This window comes from uncultured Endozoicomonas sp., assembly GCF_947495845.1.
In the GTDB taxonomy this organism is placed as follows: domain Bacteria; phylum Pseudomonadota; class Gammaproteobacteria; order Pseudomonadales; family Endozoicomonadaceae; genus Endozoicomonas.
Window position 1 is genome coordinate 33486 of the sequence record NZ_CANMAO010000017.1, and the last position, 16043, is coordinate 49528.

Annotated in this window: 9 protein-coding genes and 1 pseudogene; 8 read left to right on the forward strand and 2 right to left on the reverse strand. The window is 48.9% G+C overall.

Going from position 1 to position 16043, the window contains the following annotated elements:
- Window positions 1-60: 60 nt before the first annotated feature.
- Window positions 61-7200: a transglutaminase domain-containing protein gene (locus Q1B11_RS12430; RefSeq protein WP_299733037.1), complete on the reverse strand. Its 7140-nt coding sequence runs from the start codon at window positions 7198-7200 to the stop codon at window positions 61-63.
- A gap of 225 nt (window positions 7201-7425) precedes the next feature.
- Here Q1B11_RS12430 and Q1B11_RS12435 point away from each other — a divergent pair, with 225 nt between their 5' ends.
- The gene (locus tag Q1B11_RS12435) at window positions 7426-9771 is read left to right on the forward strand and encodes a penicillin acylase family protein (protein WP_299733040.1); all 2346 of its coding nucleotides are present in this window, start codon (window positions 7426-7428) and stop codon (window positions 9769-9771) included.
- 54 nt (window positions 9772-9825) lie between these two features.
- Here Q1B11_RS12435 and Q1B11_RS12440 read toward each other — a convergent pair whose 3' ends face one another.
- Window positions 9826-10323: a transposase gene (locus Q1B11_RS12440; protein ID WP_299733043.1), complete on the reverse strand. Its 498-nt coding sequence runs from the start codon at window positions 10321-10323 to the stop codon at window positions 9826-9828.
- A gap of 244 nt (window positions 10324-10567) precedes the next feature.
- On the opposite strand from Q1B11_RS12440, the gene Q1B11_RS12445 reads away from it, so the two are divergent.
- From Q1B11_RS12445 to Q1B11_RS20460, 7 genes and pseudogenes are all read left to right on the forward strand, one after another.
- Window positions 10568-12412: an ankyrin repeat domain-containing protein gene (locus Q1B11_RS12445; RefSeq protein ID WP_299733046.1), complete on the forward strand. Its 1845-nt coding sequence runs from the start codon at window positions 10568-10570 to the stop codon at window positions 12410-12412.
- Window positions 12413-12841: 429 nt separating this feature from the next.
- Window positions 12842-12988, forward strand: a complete 147-nt coding sequence (locus Q1B11_RS12450; RefSeq protein WP_299733049.1) for a hypothetical protein — start codon at window positions 12842-12844, stop codon at window positions 12986-12988.
- 708 nt (window positions 12989-13696) lie between these two features.
- Entirely contained in the window at window positions 13697-13900 is a 204-nt protein-coding gene (locus tag Q1B11_RS12455) for a hypothetical protein (protein ID WP_299733052.1), read from the forward strand.
- Between the two features lie 137 nt (window positions 13901-14037).
- Window positions 14038-14358, forward strand: coding sequence for a group II intron maturase-specific domain-containing protein (locus Q1B11_RS12460; protein WP_299733055.1), 321 nt, complete (start codon window positions 14038-14040; stop codon window positions 14356-14358).
- 354 nt (window positions 14359-14712) lie between these two features.
- Window positions 14713-14859: pseudogene (locus Q1B11_RS20455) on the forward strand (RING finger domain-containing protein); the annotation flags it as partial.
- A 126-nt stretch (window positions 14860-14985) separates the two neighbouring features.
- Window positions 14986-15219, forward strand: a complete 234-nt coding sequence (locus tag Q1B11_RS12465) for a hypothetical protein (protein WP_299733057.1) — start codon at window positions 14986-14988, stop codon at window positions 15217-15219.
- A gap of 214 nt (window positions 15220-15433) precedes the next feature.
- Window positions 15434-15757, forward strand: coding sequence for a group II intron maturase-specific domain-containing protein (locus Q1B11_RS20460; RefSeq protein ID WP_366139466.1), 324 nt, complete (start codon window positions 15434-15436; stop codon window positions 15755-15757).
- Window positions 15758-16043 lie beyond the last annotated feature (286 nt).

The following is a 16043-nucleotide window of genomic DNA, read 5'->3' on the forward strand; positions in this document are numbered from 1 at the left end:
ATCAATGGTGCTATTAGCGAAATCTATCACCGATAGGCTCTAACGGAGCCGCCAGAATGACTAATGATCATTCAGGAAATTCTGGAAAATAGTGCACAGTTCTCGGGTTTGTAATACCGCAGCTGATTGCATTTTTAATGCAGATTTCAGGCGTGCACTGTCCAGATTCCAGGGCTCGCTGACAGGGTGGCAGCGCTTGAATTGTTTCAGGTGTATTGCTTCAGGAGGTGTGCTGTAACAGCCGGGTTGGAGTTTTGTTTCCTTGGCTTTGGTGTCAGTTTCTGAGCCTTGGGAAAGAATCCAGCGCCACTGATCGAATCCTTGTTGTCTTCGTAATGTATTCAAAAAATCATTAAGCGTCGTGTCAAATAATGTCCATGGAAAAGTTAGAGGAGATGTCTCTTGTTGATGATTTGAGGCAGCGCTATCACAACTTCTTTTGGAAAAGGAGGTGTCGATAGCTGAATAACCTTCACTGTATTGAGTGCATTCGTGCTCTACGTCTACCCCCTGATGTTTGCTGGCAAATATCCCGTTAAGTGTGTCGTATAAACTGGCATCCATATGAATAATGGCCGGTTTTCGGGCAACTTTCGTGGTCAGTTTTCTATAGCACTTTTCACGGCGAAGTAATCTATCGATATCGGGCGCGGTGCCATTGGGCTCGGCTTGCCAGGCGTCGCCGGTTCGAGAGCACGCCAGGAGGCTGTTCAGATGTTTGCAGTGATCCAACGTCGTTTGTGAAGAATTGGAAGGTTGTTTTTGCGCTGCTGGCAGTTCGGGCCAGGCTTGGGGTTTCGTCAGGGTGTGCTGATAGAAATCGGCAAGCGGTTGATCCAGTTTTTGATCAAGCATTTGATATAGCTGCGTGATATCCGGCTGCTTTTGGGTCAGACTTTCCCGGGCTCTGATAATCCATGGGCTGTACTGGTCTGAACATTCTTTAAGATAGCCTAGGGCAATTTCCGCCAGGGCCGGTGAGATAAGTCTGTCTTTGTGACACAGCGCGGTAACGAAACTGCGGATCAGAGACTCCCTGTTGTGAAGAGAAAGATTATCCAGAGTCTTTGTCAATAGCGAAATATGACTGGCATTGTGCATCAGCAGCGAGTGGTAGTGATCAGATAACAGGAAGTGTCGCAAACGATTGTGTAAATACACGCTGGCCGTTGATTGTGGAGTTTGCTCGATTAACTGTTGGAGTTCAGTAATTGTTTCCTGCGGGGCATCCAGTTGCTCAGTCTCCAGTATAAGCGCAGCGAACTTCAATGCAGTTGCTTCAAATGAGTACGCGTCTTCTGGGGCGTACTTGATTGCTTCGATGCTATTTGGCGTGTAGCTATTGTTCCAGTCACTGATAATTTGTTTTTTTTCGTCTGAAAGGGATTGTCTAAATTTCTCTATTGGCGGAATGGTATTATTGGTAGCGAGATACTCTCTTTTTCTGCCCTCCAACAAGGTGGGTGACGATGAATGCTCCCGATCATCCTTTGCTAGTTCTTCCGGCAAGTTCTGTAGCTTTTGTATGTCAGGTTCATAATCCTGAAACGGTTCTGTTGTCATGCTGAAATTGCCAACCCCGGAGAGGTCTGCCTTAATCCAGGTGTTTCGGTTGTCCAGGCTGTATTCAACAAAACGGTGAATGCTATTGCCAGCTTGCCGGGCAGGTATGCCCCAGTAGCGAGCCAGGAGCTCAAAGATTATGGATCGGTGCACGCAAGTACCGCTTTTATGTTTAATCAGGTCCAAAAGGGTATTGAGATCATTACCAGTGCTATCGTACTGGTCATCGAAGCTTTTGAGCCAGGTGGCCAGCTTTTGCATTCTTTCAGCCAGATTTTGGGTCTCCCCGATTTTTTTCAGTTCATGGCGACTATCGATTTTATTTCGGGGACTGTTTTTAAACAGCTTCGTTTTAAACAGCTTTGTTTTAAACAGCTTCGTTTTAAACAGCTTCGTTTTAAACAGCTTCGTTTTTAACCTGTTTTGAATATCATTATCCAGTAATTCGATGTCAGGGGATACCTCCGTTACTGGATTTGGCTGTTGTGTGAAGCAGGGTTCTATCCAGAACACTAGTTTCAACGATACTGTCTGTTGCTCAATGGATGGATCAAGGCGAATCAACAACTGGCCAGTTGCTTTGCTGCGGGCGGTTTCCAGTTTGATGTTTGGAGGGCAGCTCAGGCTCAACAGTTTATCGGCAGAACTTAGCCCCGGTAATGGTTGCCAGTTATGAGATACCTTGGCCTCGTAGCTACTTTTGACCGCGGTCTCTTTTTCCCTGGCAGACTGCGTATTCGCTTTTTTACCTTTCTGAAGGGAGGGGTTGATCGGTGTGACACCGTCCGATACCGGGCATATTGGTTGGGTGAAAACGGTAGGGAGGCTGAACGTCAGCCTCCAGAGAGTTAATCGATAGTCATGGGTGTCGTAACGGTTAGAATGAAACAACGTTCTGAAATGGTATTCATTGAATAAAGTGACATCCCCATTTACCGTTTGACCTGTTGTTTGTTCTATCGCCTTGCGGATGTTATCAGTTTTAAAAATGGTGCTCATGGGGTGAGATGGAGCATCCAATGCATTGCAATTGCCGTAATGTGGAAACATCGGTTTTGTAATAAGGTGGTCACGGGTCAGTAAAGGGTATTTTTCCGGAAGCACCATAAATTCCGGAAGGCCGCTAAGCTCAACCAGTCGTTGCTCCCGAGTCTGTTGAACCAATGCTGTTTCAGCGCCGGAATGTGTTTTGCCCGTCAGTTCAGCTGGGTTGGATTGAGTGGTTGGTGTGCGGGCAGTGACTGCCTCCGGCAATTGTCTGGCTTTGTTTATCAGATCCGCCATGGAAAGGTTCAGCAGCCCCAGCTCCAGGGCGAACCGCCGGGCAAATACCTCTGGCCATTGATGGTTCGGGACTTCTGAAACGCTGTGAACCAGGGTGATCAATTCCGCCATGCCCGGTAAAATGCTCAGCTCTGCCTGCTGTAGAAGACGGGTCAGTGTGTAAAAGTGTCTGGCCAGCCAGCGATCGTGATGTTTGCCGTTGTCGCAGTGACCTGAGTTCAGACCAATACGTTGCCTGGTACGGGTAATAACCCCGGTTATTGCTTCCAGATCCAATGGGTTCAACAGCACCACTCGGGCACAGCTTTTGGAAAATTGAGTCAGTTCTTCTCGTCCCGGAAAACCGGACGGAGGGTTCACCGTGGCAAATAATTGATATCCCGGTGTTTTGGGGGTGCAGTCAATCAAGCGGAATAAGCTTTCCAGCTGATCCGGGGGGATGATGTTTAATTCGCTGATCACCATCATTTCGCCCTGACTCATGGCGACTTCGTTTGTTTTCAGAATGGTTTGCCACTGTCCCGGACTGGCGTTTACATGATGGTAGCGGTTGCTTAGCTGGCTGTTGAGCTTGAGCCACAGAGTCAGCACCCGGTTAATGATCAGATCCTTGCCCCAGCCTGCTGGCCCTTCAACCACGGTAATGATTTTGCCGCCAGAGCGTGTTATCAAACTCTGCCAGTATTGGCGCACCAGTTTAACAACGGCATCGGTTTCCAGATCGATATCAGGGTTATTCTTTTTCAGAAGTGTGAGAAAATCGTTAAATTGGACATTGACCGGTGCCAGTATGTCGTCGTCGCAGGGAAACTGTTGTCGGAAGGTGTCTTTCACTGTAGCCAGAGCCTGCTGGCGTTCTGCCGGTATGGTACTGCCAAGGTATAGCTCGGTTGCTTGTAATGTCAGCGCATGAATGTGCGCTTCGGTCAGAGTCAGAGAGGGGGTGTTATCCAGCGCTCGTTGTACGGCGAAGGTCATATAACTGAGAATATCCTCAAGGTCGCTACTGCCCATGGGATGGTCAGGATTCAAGGCTTGATATTGATTGAACAGAGCAAGAATACAGGCGCAGGCGTATTGGCTTCGCGCCAGGAAAGGGCCATCCAGTCGGGGGAGCAGTGTGAATTGAGCCTGCATTTGTGCATCTTCCCGGGGGATGGCGACCCGCTGTACCGCTTCCGGAAACAGTGCTGCCAGAGAGGGGCTATTGATATGGTCGAGATCGCAGATCATGACCACTTTATGCTTTTCGGTCAGGGGAATAGACTCGCCCCCAAAGCACAACCGGGGTGGGTGTTGTTGTAGCCCGCTGAGGGGTTCCAGTATTTCTGCCGGTGCGCGATCCACGCCATGGAGAATCAGCAGGGGCGGGTTGTTGTCTTTGGCCCATGCCAGCACAGGGCCGTCGATGCTGTGGCTCGACTGGCAGTTGTTATCGAACGCCTGCTGGGTAAACAAGTGCTCTGGGGAGTTTTGGTGATCCTGATAAACTTCCTTGTACGAGTAATGATCGATTATGTGTCGAAAGTTTTTGGGGCAATATCGGTAACTTTCGAATAGTGCACTTAGTTCATTTTTATGAAGACGGCCTGAAGTTGGCAGCCCAAGAAGAATGATGGGTTCAGATGAAAGGCGGGCGCACAATGTGTGCAAAGCGCTATAAAGCTGAAAATAACTAATGGTTACCTGACCAAGCAACGCGTGTGCGGCTATCCTGGTGTTTTGCGCTAATATTTGTTTTCTTTCAGGAGCGTTACCAGCAAGATTAATAGCCTCATTCATTTTCTGTTCAAAAGTGGATATCACATCCGTATAATTTACATCGGCGTTATCACATAGTTGGTTTGCTGCGAACATTGTACTGGCGTATTTCAACAGAGCAAAAAAATCAAATAAGGAGACATTGCGGATGGATGTAGAATAAAGTGAAAAATATGGCTCCATGATCTTTCCGATCAAACCCCTGTAGTAGGGTAGGTTTTCAGTTTCCTTTATATTGATGCTCAGCCTTCCGGCCAGAGCTTCAGTCTGTTGTTTTGATTTAGCAGTCCCCGTCAGGTATTTTGCCAAATCAGTTAAAGCCTCATTGGAGGGGGCTGAGAAACTATGAGGCAGAGTGTGGATATTTTGTAAGCTTGGGGCTGACGCCCTGAATGTATTCTCTAACAAAGTACGATCAGTTGCCTGATGGCGCTTTAACCATAAAGAAAAGCTAAACTTGTCAGCAGCGGGTTTTGTGAATTCATATGCGAGCTCATTTTGATCAGTTGTTTCTATAGGTTCGAACCAGTCTATTGCGTTGGTACATTGTGCGCTCTTTAATTGCGCAGATATGTAACCGTATAGGTTCTCATCGCCAATGCAGCTTGAATGGAGCAAACTCATTAAGTGTGATCTTACTGGAAGAGTGTAAGCAACGGCGGGATTATTGGACGTGTTCAATGGTCTGTCAATAACAGCATCAAAGCAACAACATGCATGCACCAATCGTTCAAATGATATGTTCCAATCTGGGTGTTTGTCTGACTTCCCGGTAATCTCTTTCAGATAGCCACGCAGTAGGAACAAGGTAGAAAACAAATCAGGCTCCTTCTGAATTCGGGAATGGGCTTCCTTATCCGATGCTAAACGAGTTGTTTCCTGCTCGAACGCTTGAGCAATCTCCGGGAAGCCTGCGATAATCTCTTTGGCTGTTTTATCGTGATTGCCCGGTTGATCCCAGAACTCGAATACCCGGGTGTAGGCCTCAGAGGCGGTGGGTTTATTCGATGAGCCAGGGCGAACCTGATTGACAAACAATGTGACGGACGCACTGGGAAGTATCACTTTTTTGCCATTAATGAGTAAAAATGCGGGTGAATCATTTAATGTTGACCAGTGTGCAATCGCCTGCGGGTTATCACTGGAGGCATGAATATGAACATGCTTTTCCGCTTTAATGGCCTGCAGAAGTGAGCTCTGTTTTACGATGAACCGTTGCGCTTTGGTATTCTCTATTTCGATCTGTTCAAATAGCCCGTCACGGTTGTCCGCTTCGGTGAACTGGTAAGAGAAATCGGCGGTTGATGGATCGGGCTTGTTATCATCGTTACGATAGATGATCTTTAGCCCGGACTCTGGTTGCGATGATGAGTCAGGTGCTGCTTCTACCAAGACAGGTCGATGATTCTCCGGTATTTTGGACAGCAGATCCAACACCCGATGCCATTGTTGCAGCGACAGACTTTCTGTAATGCACAGTTGCTCACTGTGTTTGCAGAGCTCGGCGAGGGGGTTAATGCTTTGTATATGTCCATAGTCGTTTATATGACCCTGTGTAGTCAGGAATTCTATCGTTTGCCGGTTTAACGACACGTGACTTGTTTCTGAATCGTAGTTGGCGAAACGGTGTTTCGCTTTATCCTGAGTCAATAGCGCCTCGGAATAGTCGCTTCTATAGAGCTTTATCTCAGGGCTCACCGAATACCACTGGCCGTCTGCTGCCTCGTAACCGCCCTCTCGAAGCACTTCGCTCAGGGCAGACTTGAACTGGGTGTTTTGCCATGGGGCATCTTGAAAAAGAAGCGTTTCGCCGGGTTGCAGGGTGAATAACAACCCTGGCAGGTAATGAAACTGATGATTGTTATCGGACTGGTATTCACCGAACAATACTCTTTCCCAGGATTTTTCATCGCCATAAAAAGAGAGTGTTTTCATAGAGGCTGTATTATCAGCCATTGAAGGCAAGGGCTTTATGGCATTTAGCAGCAGGGTCTGGTTGTCGGTTGTATTGTGGCCGGCGTAATCCTGTGGTGAGCCTAGAGGAAAACCCACCTTGATTCGGCGCCATGAATCAGGTCCCAGGAGTTGAGCGGTGTTGCTGTTGTTAAGGATGACCAGATTGACGTGATGACTGATGGGGTGGCCATTCAATTTTGCCGGGGTTTCAAGCAAATCGTTAAAACGGGCGATTTCTCCGGCTCCAGGCTCCATGGAAGTAAAATCGATAATCAGGGTGATCGGCGTTTGCCGGAAGAGTCGCTCAGAATGTTTATCCAGGTCATCCGGAGAGCCTATATAAAATACCTGTTTGCCATGCTTGCCATTGCCTGCCCCTTGGGTGCGATGCCACTCCCGGAATGACTGGATAATACTCTGGCGGTCTGAGTCATTTTCAATGTTGTAATACCTGCGAACCGCTTTATCAGAAGGGATATGAGCCATTTTTCTTTCTGATAATGGGGGATGCTGCGGCAATGGCGTAAGAGCGCGTGGAAGATAAGGCTTTGTGTTTTCGGCATCAGATTTGGTTTTTGAATCAGCACCGAAAAGCTCTGGTGGTTGGCTTGATGACAGGCTAACCGATAATGGCATCCTTTCCTCCGGGAGAGCTTTTCTGGATGGTTATGAATAAATAATCGGAAGGTTAGAGCCATGCGATGTATAAAAGTTCCACGATGGTTCTGTTTTTAGAAGCAGTGATTCGGTGGGATTGTTTTGTGCGGCCTGCTGTTGTATAAGCTAGCTTGTATAAAATTGTACTATGGTTCCTTATTTGCCGTTTATACGACTACTAACAAAAACAATTAAGAGTATCTGATGATTTCAAGTATCAAGAAACTACTGGCTGTATTGGTGCTGGTGCTTATCACGGCTGTGGTGTGGATAACCCAGTTTCAATATCAGACGCAGCGTGACGGTGACGTTAGCCTGGATGGTCTGGTGGACAGTATTACTGTTCAATATAACGAGTTTGGTGTGCCCAGGATTGAGGCCAAATCAGAAGCCGATCTTTACTTTGCTCTTGGCTATGTGCATGCACAGGATCGCCTGTTTCAGATGGAATTGATGCGTCGCCTGGCTCAGGGACAACTGGCGGAAATGTTTGGTGAGAAACTGGTAGACACCGATCGTTTATTTCGCACGGTTGGCATTCATCGTCATGCCAAACAATATGTGGCAGATATTGATAAATCGTCGAACAGCTGGCGGGCGCTTGAGCAATACATCGCTGGAGTTAATGCTTTTCAGGATCAGGGGAACCTCCCGGTAGAGTTTGATGTGTTGGGCCTAACACCAAGGCCGTTCAAGCCTGAAGATTCAATCAGTGTTTCTGGATACCTTGCTTACAGTTTTGCCGTGGGTTTCAGGACTGAACCGGTGATGACGTTTATCGCTGATCAGCTGGGCGAAGAGTATCTGGCTATTTTTGATCTGGATATGCCTGCGGGTTCTGCCAATCATCCATTGGACAGTGCAACCTATGAATCTTTAGCAAAGTTGGGTAATGCCTCTATTCTCGATCAGGAACTTGGTCAGCTGGAAGGCAGTAATGCCTGGGCGATCAGTGGTTCTCAAACAAAAAATGGTAAACCTATTCTGGCCAGTGATCCTCATATTTCATTCTCAGCGCCGGGTGTTTGGTACGAAGCGCATCTGGTTTCTGGAGATTATGAATTTTATGGCTTCCATCAAGCGTTGGTGCCGGTGGCCTTGATGGGGCATAACCGTCGTTTTGGTTGGGGCGTTACCATGTTCCAGAACGACGATATGGATTTCTATCTTGAGCAGGTAAATCCGCAGAATGTGAATCAGGTTAAGCGTGAAGAAGGTTATGAAGATCTAACGCTGATTAACGAGACGATTCAGGTAAAAGACAGTAGCCCAGTAGATATTACCGTGAGAACCAGCTCTATCGGTCCTATTATCAATGATGTCTACAAAGGATTTGATAATGCTCAACCGGTTTCTCTTTGGTGGGCTTTTTTGAAAACACCGAATCCATTGATGAATGCTTTTTATGAGTTAAGCCGAGCGGAGTCTGTGGACGCCTTTGGTGAAGCGCTGAAACAGGTGCATGCACCGGGCCTTAACTTTATGTATGCGGATACGGATGACAATATTGCCTGGTGGTCAGCAGGATTGGTTCCTGTCAGACCGGATCATGTGGCGCCCTGGAAAATTATGGATGGCTCTTCTAATCAGGATTTACCCACAGGCTTTTATGATTTCAGCTATAACCCGCACAAATTAAACCCACCAGAAGGTTTTATTGTGTCGGCGAATCAGCGCCCTGACGCTTATGAAGGTGTTATGATGCCGGGTTATTACAACCTTCCTGCCCGGGCAGAATTGCTGATTGATGATATTGCTGGCCAAGGGGTTACCAACCTTGAAAATGAAAAAAATAATCAGCTGAATATTCGCAGTGAGTACGCGGCGGATGCTCTGTCGATCATGCTTGCTGAATTGGATCCGGCGCAAAAGCAGCGATTATCTCCGGAATTATTAGAAGCATTGAATGCTTGGCAAGGCGCGTTTACTTTGGATTCTGTGGCGGCAACGCTCTTTACTGAGTGGCAGTTTGCCCTGTTTGAGCAGACCTTTGCTGATGAATTGGGCGAAGAGTTGTTTAAGCTCTTTGTTCGTACCCGTCGTTCAGATCATGGCTTTTATCAGTTAATTGGTTTATCAGAGAATTCATGGTGGAGTAATCAGGGTAAGGCTCAATCCCGTAAAGAGGTTGTTAACCAGGCGTTTGATATTGCTATGAATCGGTTAACTGAAAATCTGGGTGGAGACAGTTCGGGTTGGCAGTGGAGCGAAGTTCACTTGTTTGAGCAGAAACACCCGCTGGGTTCCGTTCAGCCATTGAATCACTTGTTTAATCTTGGTCCTGTTGCCGTGGATGGTTCCCATGCGGTGCCTAACAACCTGTCGCAGAAATTAAGTACCGGAATGCAATGGGTGACTTCCGGGCCTTCAACCCGCCGCTTATTGGATTTCAGTGCGCCACAAAAATCACTGAGTATTTTGCCCGGTGGGCAGAGCGGTAACCCGTTCGACCATCATTATGATGATCAGGCTGCAACCTATGTGAGTGGTGAGTACCGCAAGGTGGATTTGGATGCTGAGGCGGCTTCAGTGTTGATACTGAAACCGTAAGGCGATGGATGAATAAAAAGCGGAGGCAGAGAGCCCAATGGCACTGACTTAAGCTCACTTCCCTTGGTATCTCTTGAGTCTGCGTGCCTGTGATCTGGGGTGTTGTAGCTTTTTGTGCGGTTTCGGACGTTTCTTAACCACTCTCGGCTCCGACCTCCCTGATCGATTGCCAACAATATGCTGGCCTATGATTTCCAGCATATTGATTACTTTCGTTTCCAGACTCTCGCCCATTGCCCCCAATAGCATCTGAAGGAATGATACCAGCGTGTCCTGTGCTGCTTTGAAGCTGATCTCTCGTGGATCTTTATCAACATGCTTCGCTGCGCGCCCCATCAAGGATCGTATCAGGTTGTATACCAGAAAGTTGATGGGTATTTCTTTTCTCACCATGGCCGGACTTTTGCAGCGCAGCATATCCATTTTCATGATTGTTTTGATGACATTTATATCTGTCTCAACATGCCAGCGCTTCAGATACAGTACGATAATTTCTGTACGGGGGTATTTTTCAACGTCCAAAAGGTGCAAGCTCTTCGGGGATCTGCGCATAAAGTTCACTACTCATCCAGCTGGGGCGAACTGGCCGTGTCAGTTTAAATAAACCATCTTTGCTGCCCAGCTTTTTATCACATTTGCGAAAATCAATAAGGCGGGAGCCGTTTTTCTCGAACGCGAGATCAGCCCTGGCCTGCAGGGGGGGGAACTTTCTAAGCAAAAAACAAACTAAGTAAAAGGAGTAAGGAGTAAGGAGTAAGGAGTAAGGAGTAAGGAGTAAGGAGTAAGGAATAGAATAATGGATATAGAAAAATATAACGCATCGCATTGGGAGCCTCGCAATGGCTACCTGGAGCTTATCAAGAGCCCACTGGCGTTCGCTAAGTCATCATGGTTAGCACTGTTTTTGGCGGCTGAAGAGGGCCGCCTGGAGGTCGTCCGGATCCTGCTGGACAAAGGTGCCAAGGCCGCTGAGTCACCGGGTGCACTGCAGATGGCGGCTAGCAATGGCCACCTGAAGGTCGTCCAGATCCTGCTGGCCAACGGTGCCACGCCCGCTAAGTCACCGAAAGCACTGAAATGGGCGGCTGAAAAGGGCCACCTGAAGGTCGTCAAGGCCCTGCTGGCCAACGGTGCCACGCCCGCTGAGTCACCGAAAGCACTGGAGCTGGCGGCTCAAAATGGCCACCTGAAGGTCGTCCAGGCCCTGCTGGACAAAGGTGCCGAGCCCGCCGAGTCACCGAAGGCACTGGAGCTGGCGGCTCAAAATGGCCACCAGGAGGTCGTCCAGATCCTGCTGGACAACGATGCCAAGCCCGCTGAGTCACCGTTGGCACTGGAGCTGGCGGCTGAAAATGGCCACCAGGAGGTCGTCCAGATCCTGCTGGACAACGGTGCCAAGCCCTATGAGTCACCGAAGGCACTGGAGTTGGCGGCTGAAAATGGCCACCAGGAGGTCGTCCAGGCCCTGCTGGACAACGGTGCCGAGCCCGCTGAGTCACCGAAGGCACTGGAGTTGGCGGCTGAAAATGGCCACCTGGAGGTCGTCCAGGCCTTGCTGGACAATGGTGCCGAGCACGCGGAGTCACCGAAGGCACTGGAGTTGGCGGCTGAAAATGGCCACTTGGAGGTCGTCCAGGTCCTGCTGGACAAAAGTACCAAGAACGCGGAGTTACCGAAGGCACTGGAGTTGGCGGCTAAAAATGGCCACCTGAAGGTCGTCCAGACCCTGCTGGACAAAGGTGCCAATACCGCTGTATCACCGTTCGCACTGAATTGGGCGGCTAGTAATGGCCACCTTGAGGTCGTCCGGACCCTGCTGGCCAAGGGTGCCACGCCCGCTCAGTCACCGTGTGCACTGGAGCTGGCGGCTTGCCATGGCCACCTGTGGGTCGTCCTGACCCTGCTGGCCAAGGGTGCCACGCCCGCTCAGTTACCGGGTGCACTGCAGCTGGCGGCTATCAATGGCCACCAGGAGGTCGTCCGGACCCTGGTGGCCAACGGTGCCTCGCCCGCTCAGTCACGGGGTGCACTGCAGCGGGCGGCTGAAAAAGGCCACCTGGAGGTCGTCCAGATCCTGGTGGCCAACGGTGCCACGCTCGCTGAGTCAATGTTAGCTCTGGATCTGGCGGCTGAACATGGCCACCTGGAGGTCGTCCGGACCCTGCTGGCCAACGTTGCCAAGCCCTCTCAGTTATCGAGTGCACTGTGGTCGGCGGCTAACAATGGCCACCTGGAGGTTGTCCAGACCCTGGTAGCCAACGGTGCCAAGCCCGCTGAGTCAACGTATGCACTGTGGTCGGCGGCTAACAATGGCCACCTGGAGATCGTCCGGACCCTGATGGCCAACGGTGCCACGCCCGCTCAGTCACTGGATGCACTGGATGCACTGGATGCACTGGATGCACTGGATGCACTGGAGCAGGCGGTTAACAAGGGCCACCGGGAGATCGCCAAGACCCTGCGGACTTTCATCCCCCCAGCACTTCAAGTCCATTCCCTGGAGCACTGGTGCCGGGCCAGCATCCGGAGCCGCCTGGTCGAGAACCTGGACGCCGACGGGTCACCGGTGAATCGGGCGATCGATGCGCTGCCGCTGGCAATGCAGATGAAGCCGTTCCTGTCTCAGCCACTGTCCCTGTAACTCGACCGGGATCCTCCCCGGGCGGTCGTTATCCGCACTGAGAGCGCCATAGAACCTCCTCCTTCGGTTTTTCGGCGCAATATTGGAATCCCATTGATTCCAAATCGGCACCTAAGTCACTCTGGGGAAGACTGAAATCAATCATTTCCGGGCGCTAAATTTGTAGATGGGAATAATTTGTGGAACCTCCTAACCGGATAGAACAGAACAAAAAAAACTTCCAACGCAGTAATGCTCACGGGTTTGCAACTTTGGAAGAAATACAGCAGCTAACGCCAACTTAAGCGGCGCGCCGTAGGCGCGTCCGATGGAGGGCGAAGCCCGGAACGAACTTGAAGTTTTTGGTACGCCCGGCATGGGCATGAACTAGTGGGGTGAAAGTCCCCTGTGGGAGAACCTACATCTGACTGGCGGTAAAGACGCCTGCTGATGACAACCACCACTAGCTTAAGGCAAGTGCAGTCCCGCGAAGGGCTGTGCGGAGGCAGTCTGAGTGCACCAAAAGTAGGTACTTTAGGCGAAGGTGCGAGCCGACGTACAGAAATCGCATATAAGGCCAAGTTTCTGGGCGAGTGAGCCAAAGATCACAAAGCCCTCCGGTTCGTGAGACAGGGTAAATGCGGCGGTCGCCTGCATGGATGCAGGTGAGGGGCGTGAGCAGGACGCGGAAGCTTTGTGCACTGAAAGTTCATGTTCCCTCTTGTTTATAAAGAGCGGGGAGATCTATTCAACATGCGATTGATAATTCTCAGTTCTCAGCCACTGGTTACAACAGGCTCGGCGAACAGTTACTCATCATTCTGTTCGAGCAAACCCGATGGCAACCAATAGCGCCGCAGGGGTAAAACCCTGTTGGTGATTGAACAGAAGACCGAAAATTGCTCCTGCCTTCTTGGCTTAAATAGTCGGCATACAGGCCATCCATGGCCTTATCAGCAGAAGCCATACGACTGCATGGATGCAGGAGCTAGAGTAACGCAGGAGCAGTTATCGCGTAGTTGGTAGACAACAGTCGTTAACCGATGGAATGTCACCAGCGAAGGGCCTAACACCGATGACAAAGAGGAGACTGATTCCCTCAAGGCGATGTAGCCGTCCGGCGACTCACCGTACTTGGCGACTGAATCTTTAACCAGCTTTGAACCATGATCTATTAAGTTGCGTACTTGAACCGGCCAATCTGGCCAGTGCATGCGACTGCATGGATGCAGGAGGTAGAGCGAAGCAGGAGCCAGAGCCGAGAAACGAGTCAAAAGCAACAAGGGTTGTCCGGGCATAGACGGAATGACCATTGACGCTTACCCAGACTTTGCCAAGCAGCATTGGCCTTCAGTACGCCAAGCCTTATTGGACGGAACCTACCAACCTTCACCAGTACTCCGGCATGTCATAGAAAAGCCGGATGGTGGTGAACGCTTGTTGGGTATCCCTACCATGATGGACAGACTCATTCAGCACACGATGGAGTTTGTCAGGTTAAGCAACTGATCAACAGCGGGCTGAATTACGCGGTTGACGTTGATCTGAGTAAATTCTTTGGCTGGTTTTTGCGCCTGCAAAACCAGACTTCCCACCTTTCATGGCGGTCATACGGTCAATCACGATGCTCTGATATCGAGAGCCTGATGTCAGAAAGCGAATTCCTGAGTTTCACCTTCACAGGGAAGAAAATTCGGTGGACACAGAAGGCTCTGGACCAGTTCGAATATAAAATACTCAAGCTGACCAAGCGTCGCTGGGGTGTCTCAATGGCGCATCGGATACGCAAATTGGCGGAATATGTTCGGGGTTGGATGGGTTACTTCCGGTTATCGGAATATTACCGGCCAATCCTCAAACTGGATCAATTGATACGTCGGCGAATTCGTTGCTGCTTCCTAAAGCAATGGCGTAAGCCGAAAACCCGTTTTAAGAATCTGGTCAGCTTAGGCGTTGATAAAATCTAAGCAACCATGATCGCTGCCAGCAGCAGAGGATATTACCTTTTGAGTAAAACCTATGCAGTTAATCAAGCGCTCAACAACAGTTACCTCACTAAACTTGGGCTTATTTCATTGAAATACTTATGGATCAGGTTTCTCCATCCTCGGCGAACCGCTCGGTGCGGACCCGCATGCCGGGTGCTGTGGGGAGGGTTGGAGAAAGACCAGCCCTTACCCGATTTAGCCGACCGGCATGATAAAAACCTAATTTTTGAACTTTATGGATTATTTAGAGTCATAATAAATAATCAAAGTAATAAATAATCAAAGTAATAAATAATCAAAGTAATAAATAATTAAAGTAGAGCGTATTAATTTATGGACATTCCATATTCAACAGAGGATCTTTGCTGTATTTGTCGTGAACCATATGATGAGTCTACAGGGCATGATGCTTTTAGACTTAACTGTCAGCATGCGTTTGGTCGGAGCTGCATAAATACGTGGGCTAGGGTGAGTATTATATGTCCTGTGTGTTGTTTAGATACCTTTCCTGCAGAATTATCAGGATGGCAAACTTCATTTCGGGCACTTGCAGATCGAACAATATTTGTCCCCGACCCTCCAGAAAGCACAGTACGCAGTGGCGTTATGGGTGGCCTTGTTGGCGTTGCTGCTTGTTTTGCTTGTGCTGTTTCCATGGTCAATGCTAATACTGTATCTCCTATTTTGGAAGCTGGTGCTGCCATTTGCATTCCTGTTTCTGTATTATTTGCTAGCATTGGTCTTTTAAGAGGCATTGGACTTGGCAATGATGCTCAATCCAGTATTAGTTACTGTTTAACTGTTTCCGCTTGCCTTTTTTTGTCAAGCTTTTTCTTCTAAAGTAAGTGTTTGTTAATGCGCTTAAAATATTGTTGGCTTTTGAAATAATTAGTTAGTAATTACGTTCAGTGATAGGTCGGCTAACGCCTCAATAAAAGGCGCAGTTTACTGCTCCCCATTTGATTGATTTGTTATGCATTCTTCTATATTTTTGCACCCCAATTTTACTAATGAGTCCTCAATATATTGATCTATGTAATCTCGATCTGGATCGATTTCCTTAAATGTTCGGGGTTGGATGGGTTACTTCCGGTTATCGGAATATTGCCGGTCAATCCCCAAACTGGATCAATGGATACGTCGGCGAATTCGTTGCTGTTTCTTAAAGCAATGGCGCAAGCCGAAAACCCGTTTCAGAAATCTGGTCAGGTTAGGCGTTGATAAAGTCAAAGCCGCCATGATCGCAGCCAGCAGCAAAGGATATTACCGTTTGAGTAAAACCTATGCAGTTAATCAAGCGCTCAACAACAGTTACCCCGCTAAACTTGGGCTTATTTCATTGAAAGGCTTGTGGATCAGGTTTCACCATCCTCGGTGAGCCGCCCGGTGCGGACACGCATGCCGGGTGCTGTGGGGAGGGCTGGAGAAAGACCAGCCCTTACCCGACTTAGCTGCGTAAGCCCGTAAAATGGTTAAACTGTGGCGTAAATTTGCAGCCAGTACGACTGGCCCCAAAGTAAAAATCAGAAGATTTACAATCAGAGATTTTGAACGCTGCTGAAAACCTCACAGAATCAAAATACCTCGAAACAGTTTGAATCAGATGCTTTGACTACTTGAAGTTTACGACAATGTAAATTCCTGACCTGCATAAAACCTGAAAC

Bases quoted from the DNA above. Each gene is read 5' to 3' on its own strand.
- Q1B11_RS12430 (WP_299733037.1), bottom strand. From the start codon at position 7,200: ATGCCATTATCGGTTAGCCTGTCATCAAGCCAACCACCAGAGCTTTTC.
- Q1B11_RS12435 (WP_299733040.1), top strand. From the start codon at position 7,426: ATGATTTCAAGTATCAAGAAACTACTGGCTGTATTGGTGCTGGTGCTT.
- Q1B11_RS12440 (WP_299733043.1), bottom strand. From the start codon at position 10,323: ATGCGCAGATCCCCGAAGAGCTTGCACCTTTTGGACGTTGAAAAATAC.
- Q1B11_RS12445 (WP_299733046.1), top strand. From the start codon at position 10,568: ATGGATATAGAAAAATATAACGCATCGCATTGGGAGCCTCGCAATGGC.
- Q1B11_RS12450 (WP_299733049.1), top strand. From the start codon at position 12,842: ATGACAACCACCACTAGCTTAAGGCAAGTGCAGTCCCGCGAAGGGCTG.
- Q1B11_RS12455 (WP_299733052.1), top strand. From the start codon at position 13,697: ATGACCATTGACGCTTACCCAGACTTTGCCAAGCAGCATTGGCCTTCA.
- Q1B11_RS12460 (WP_299733055.1), top strand. From the start codon at position 14,038: ATGTCAGAAAGCGAATTCCTGAGTTTCACCTTCACAGGGAAGAAAATT.
- Q1B11_RS12465 (WP_299733057.1), top strand. From the start codon at position 14,986: ATGGGTGGCCTTGTTGGCGTTGCTGCTTGTTTTGCTTGTGCTGTTTCC.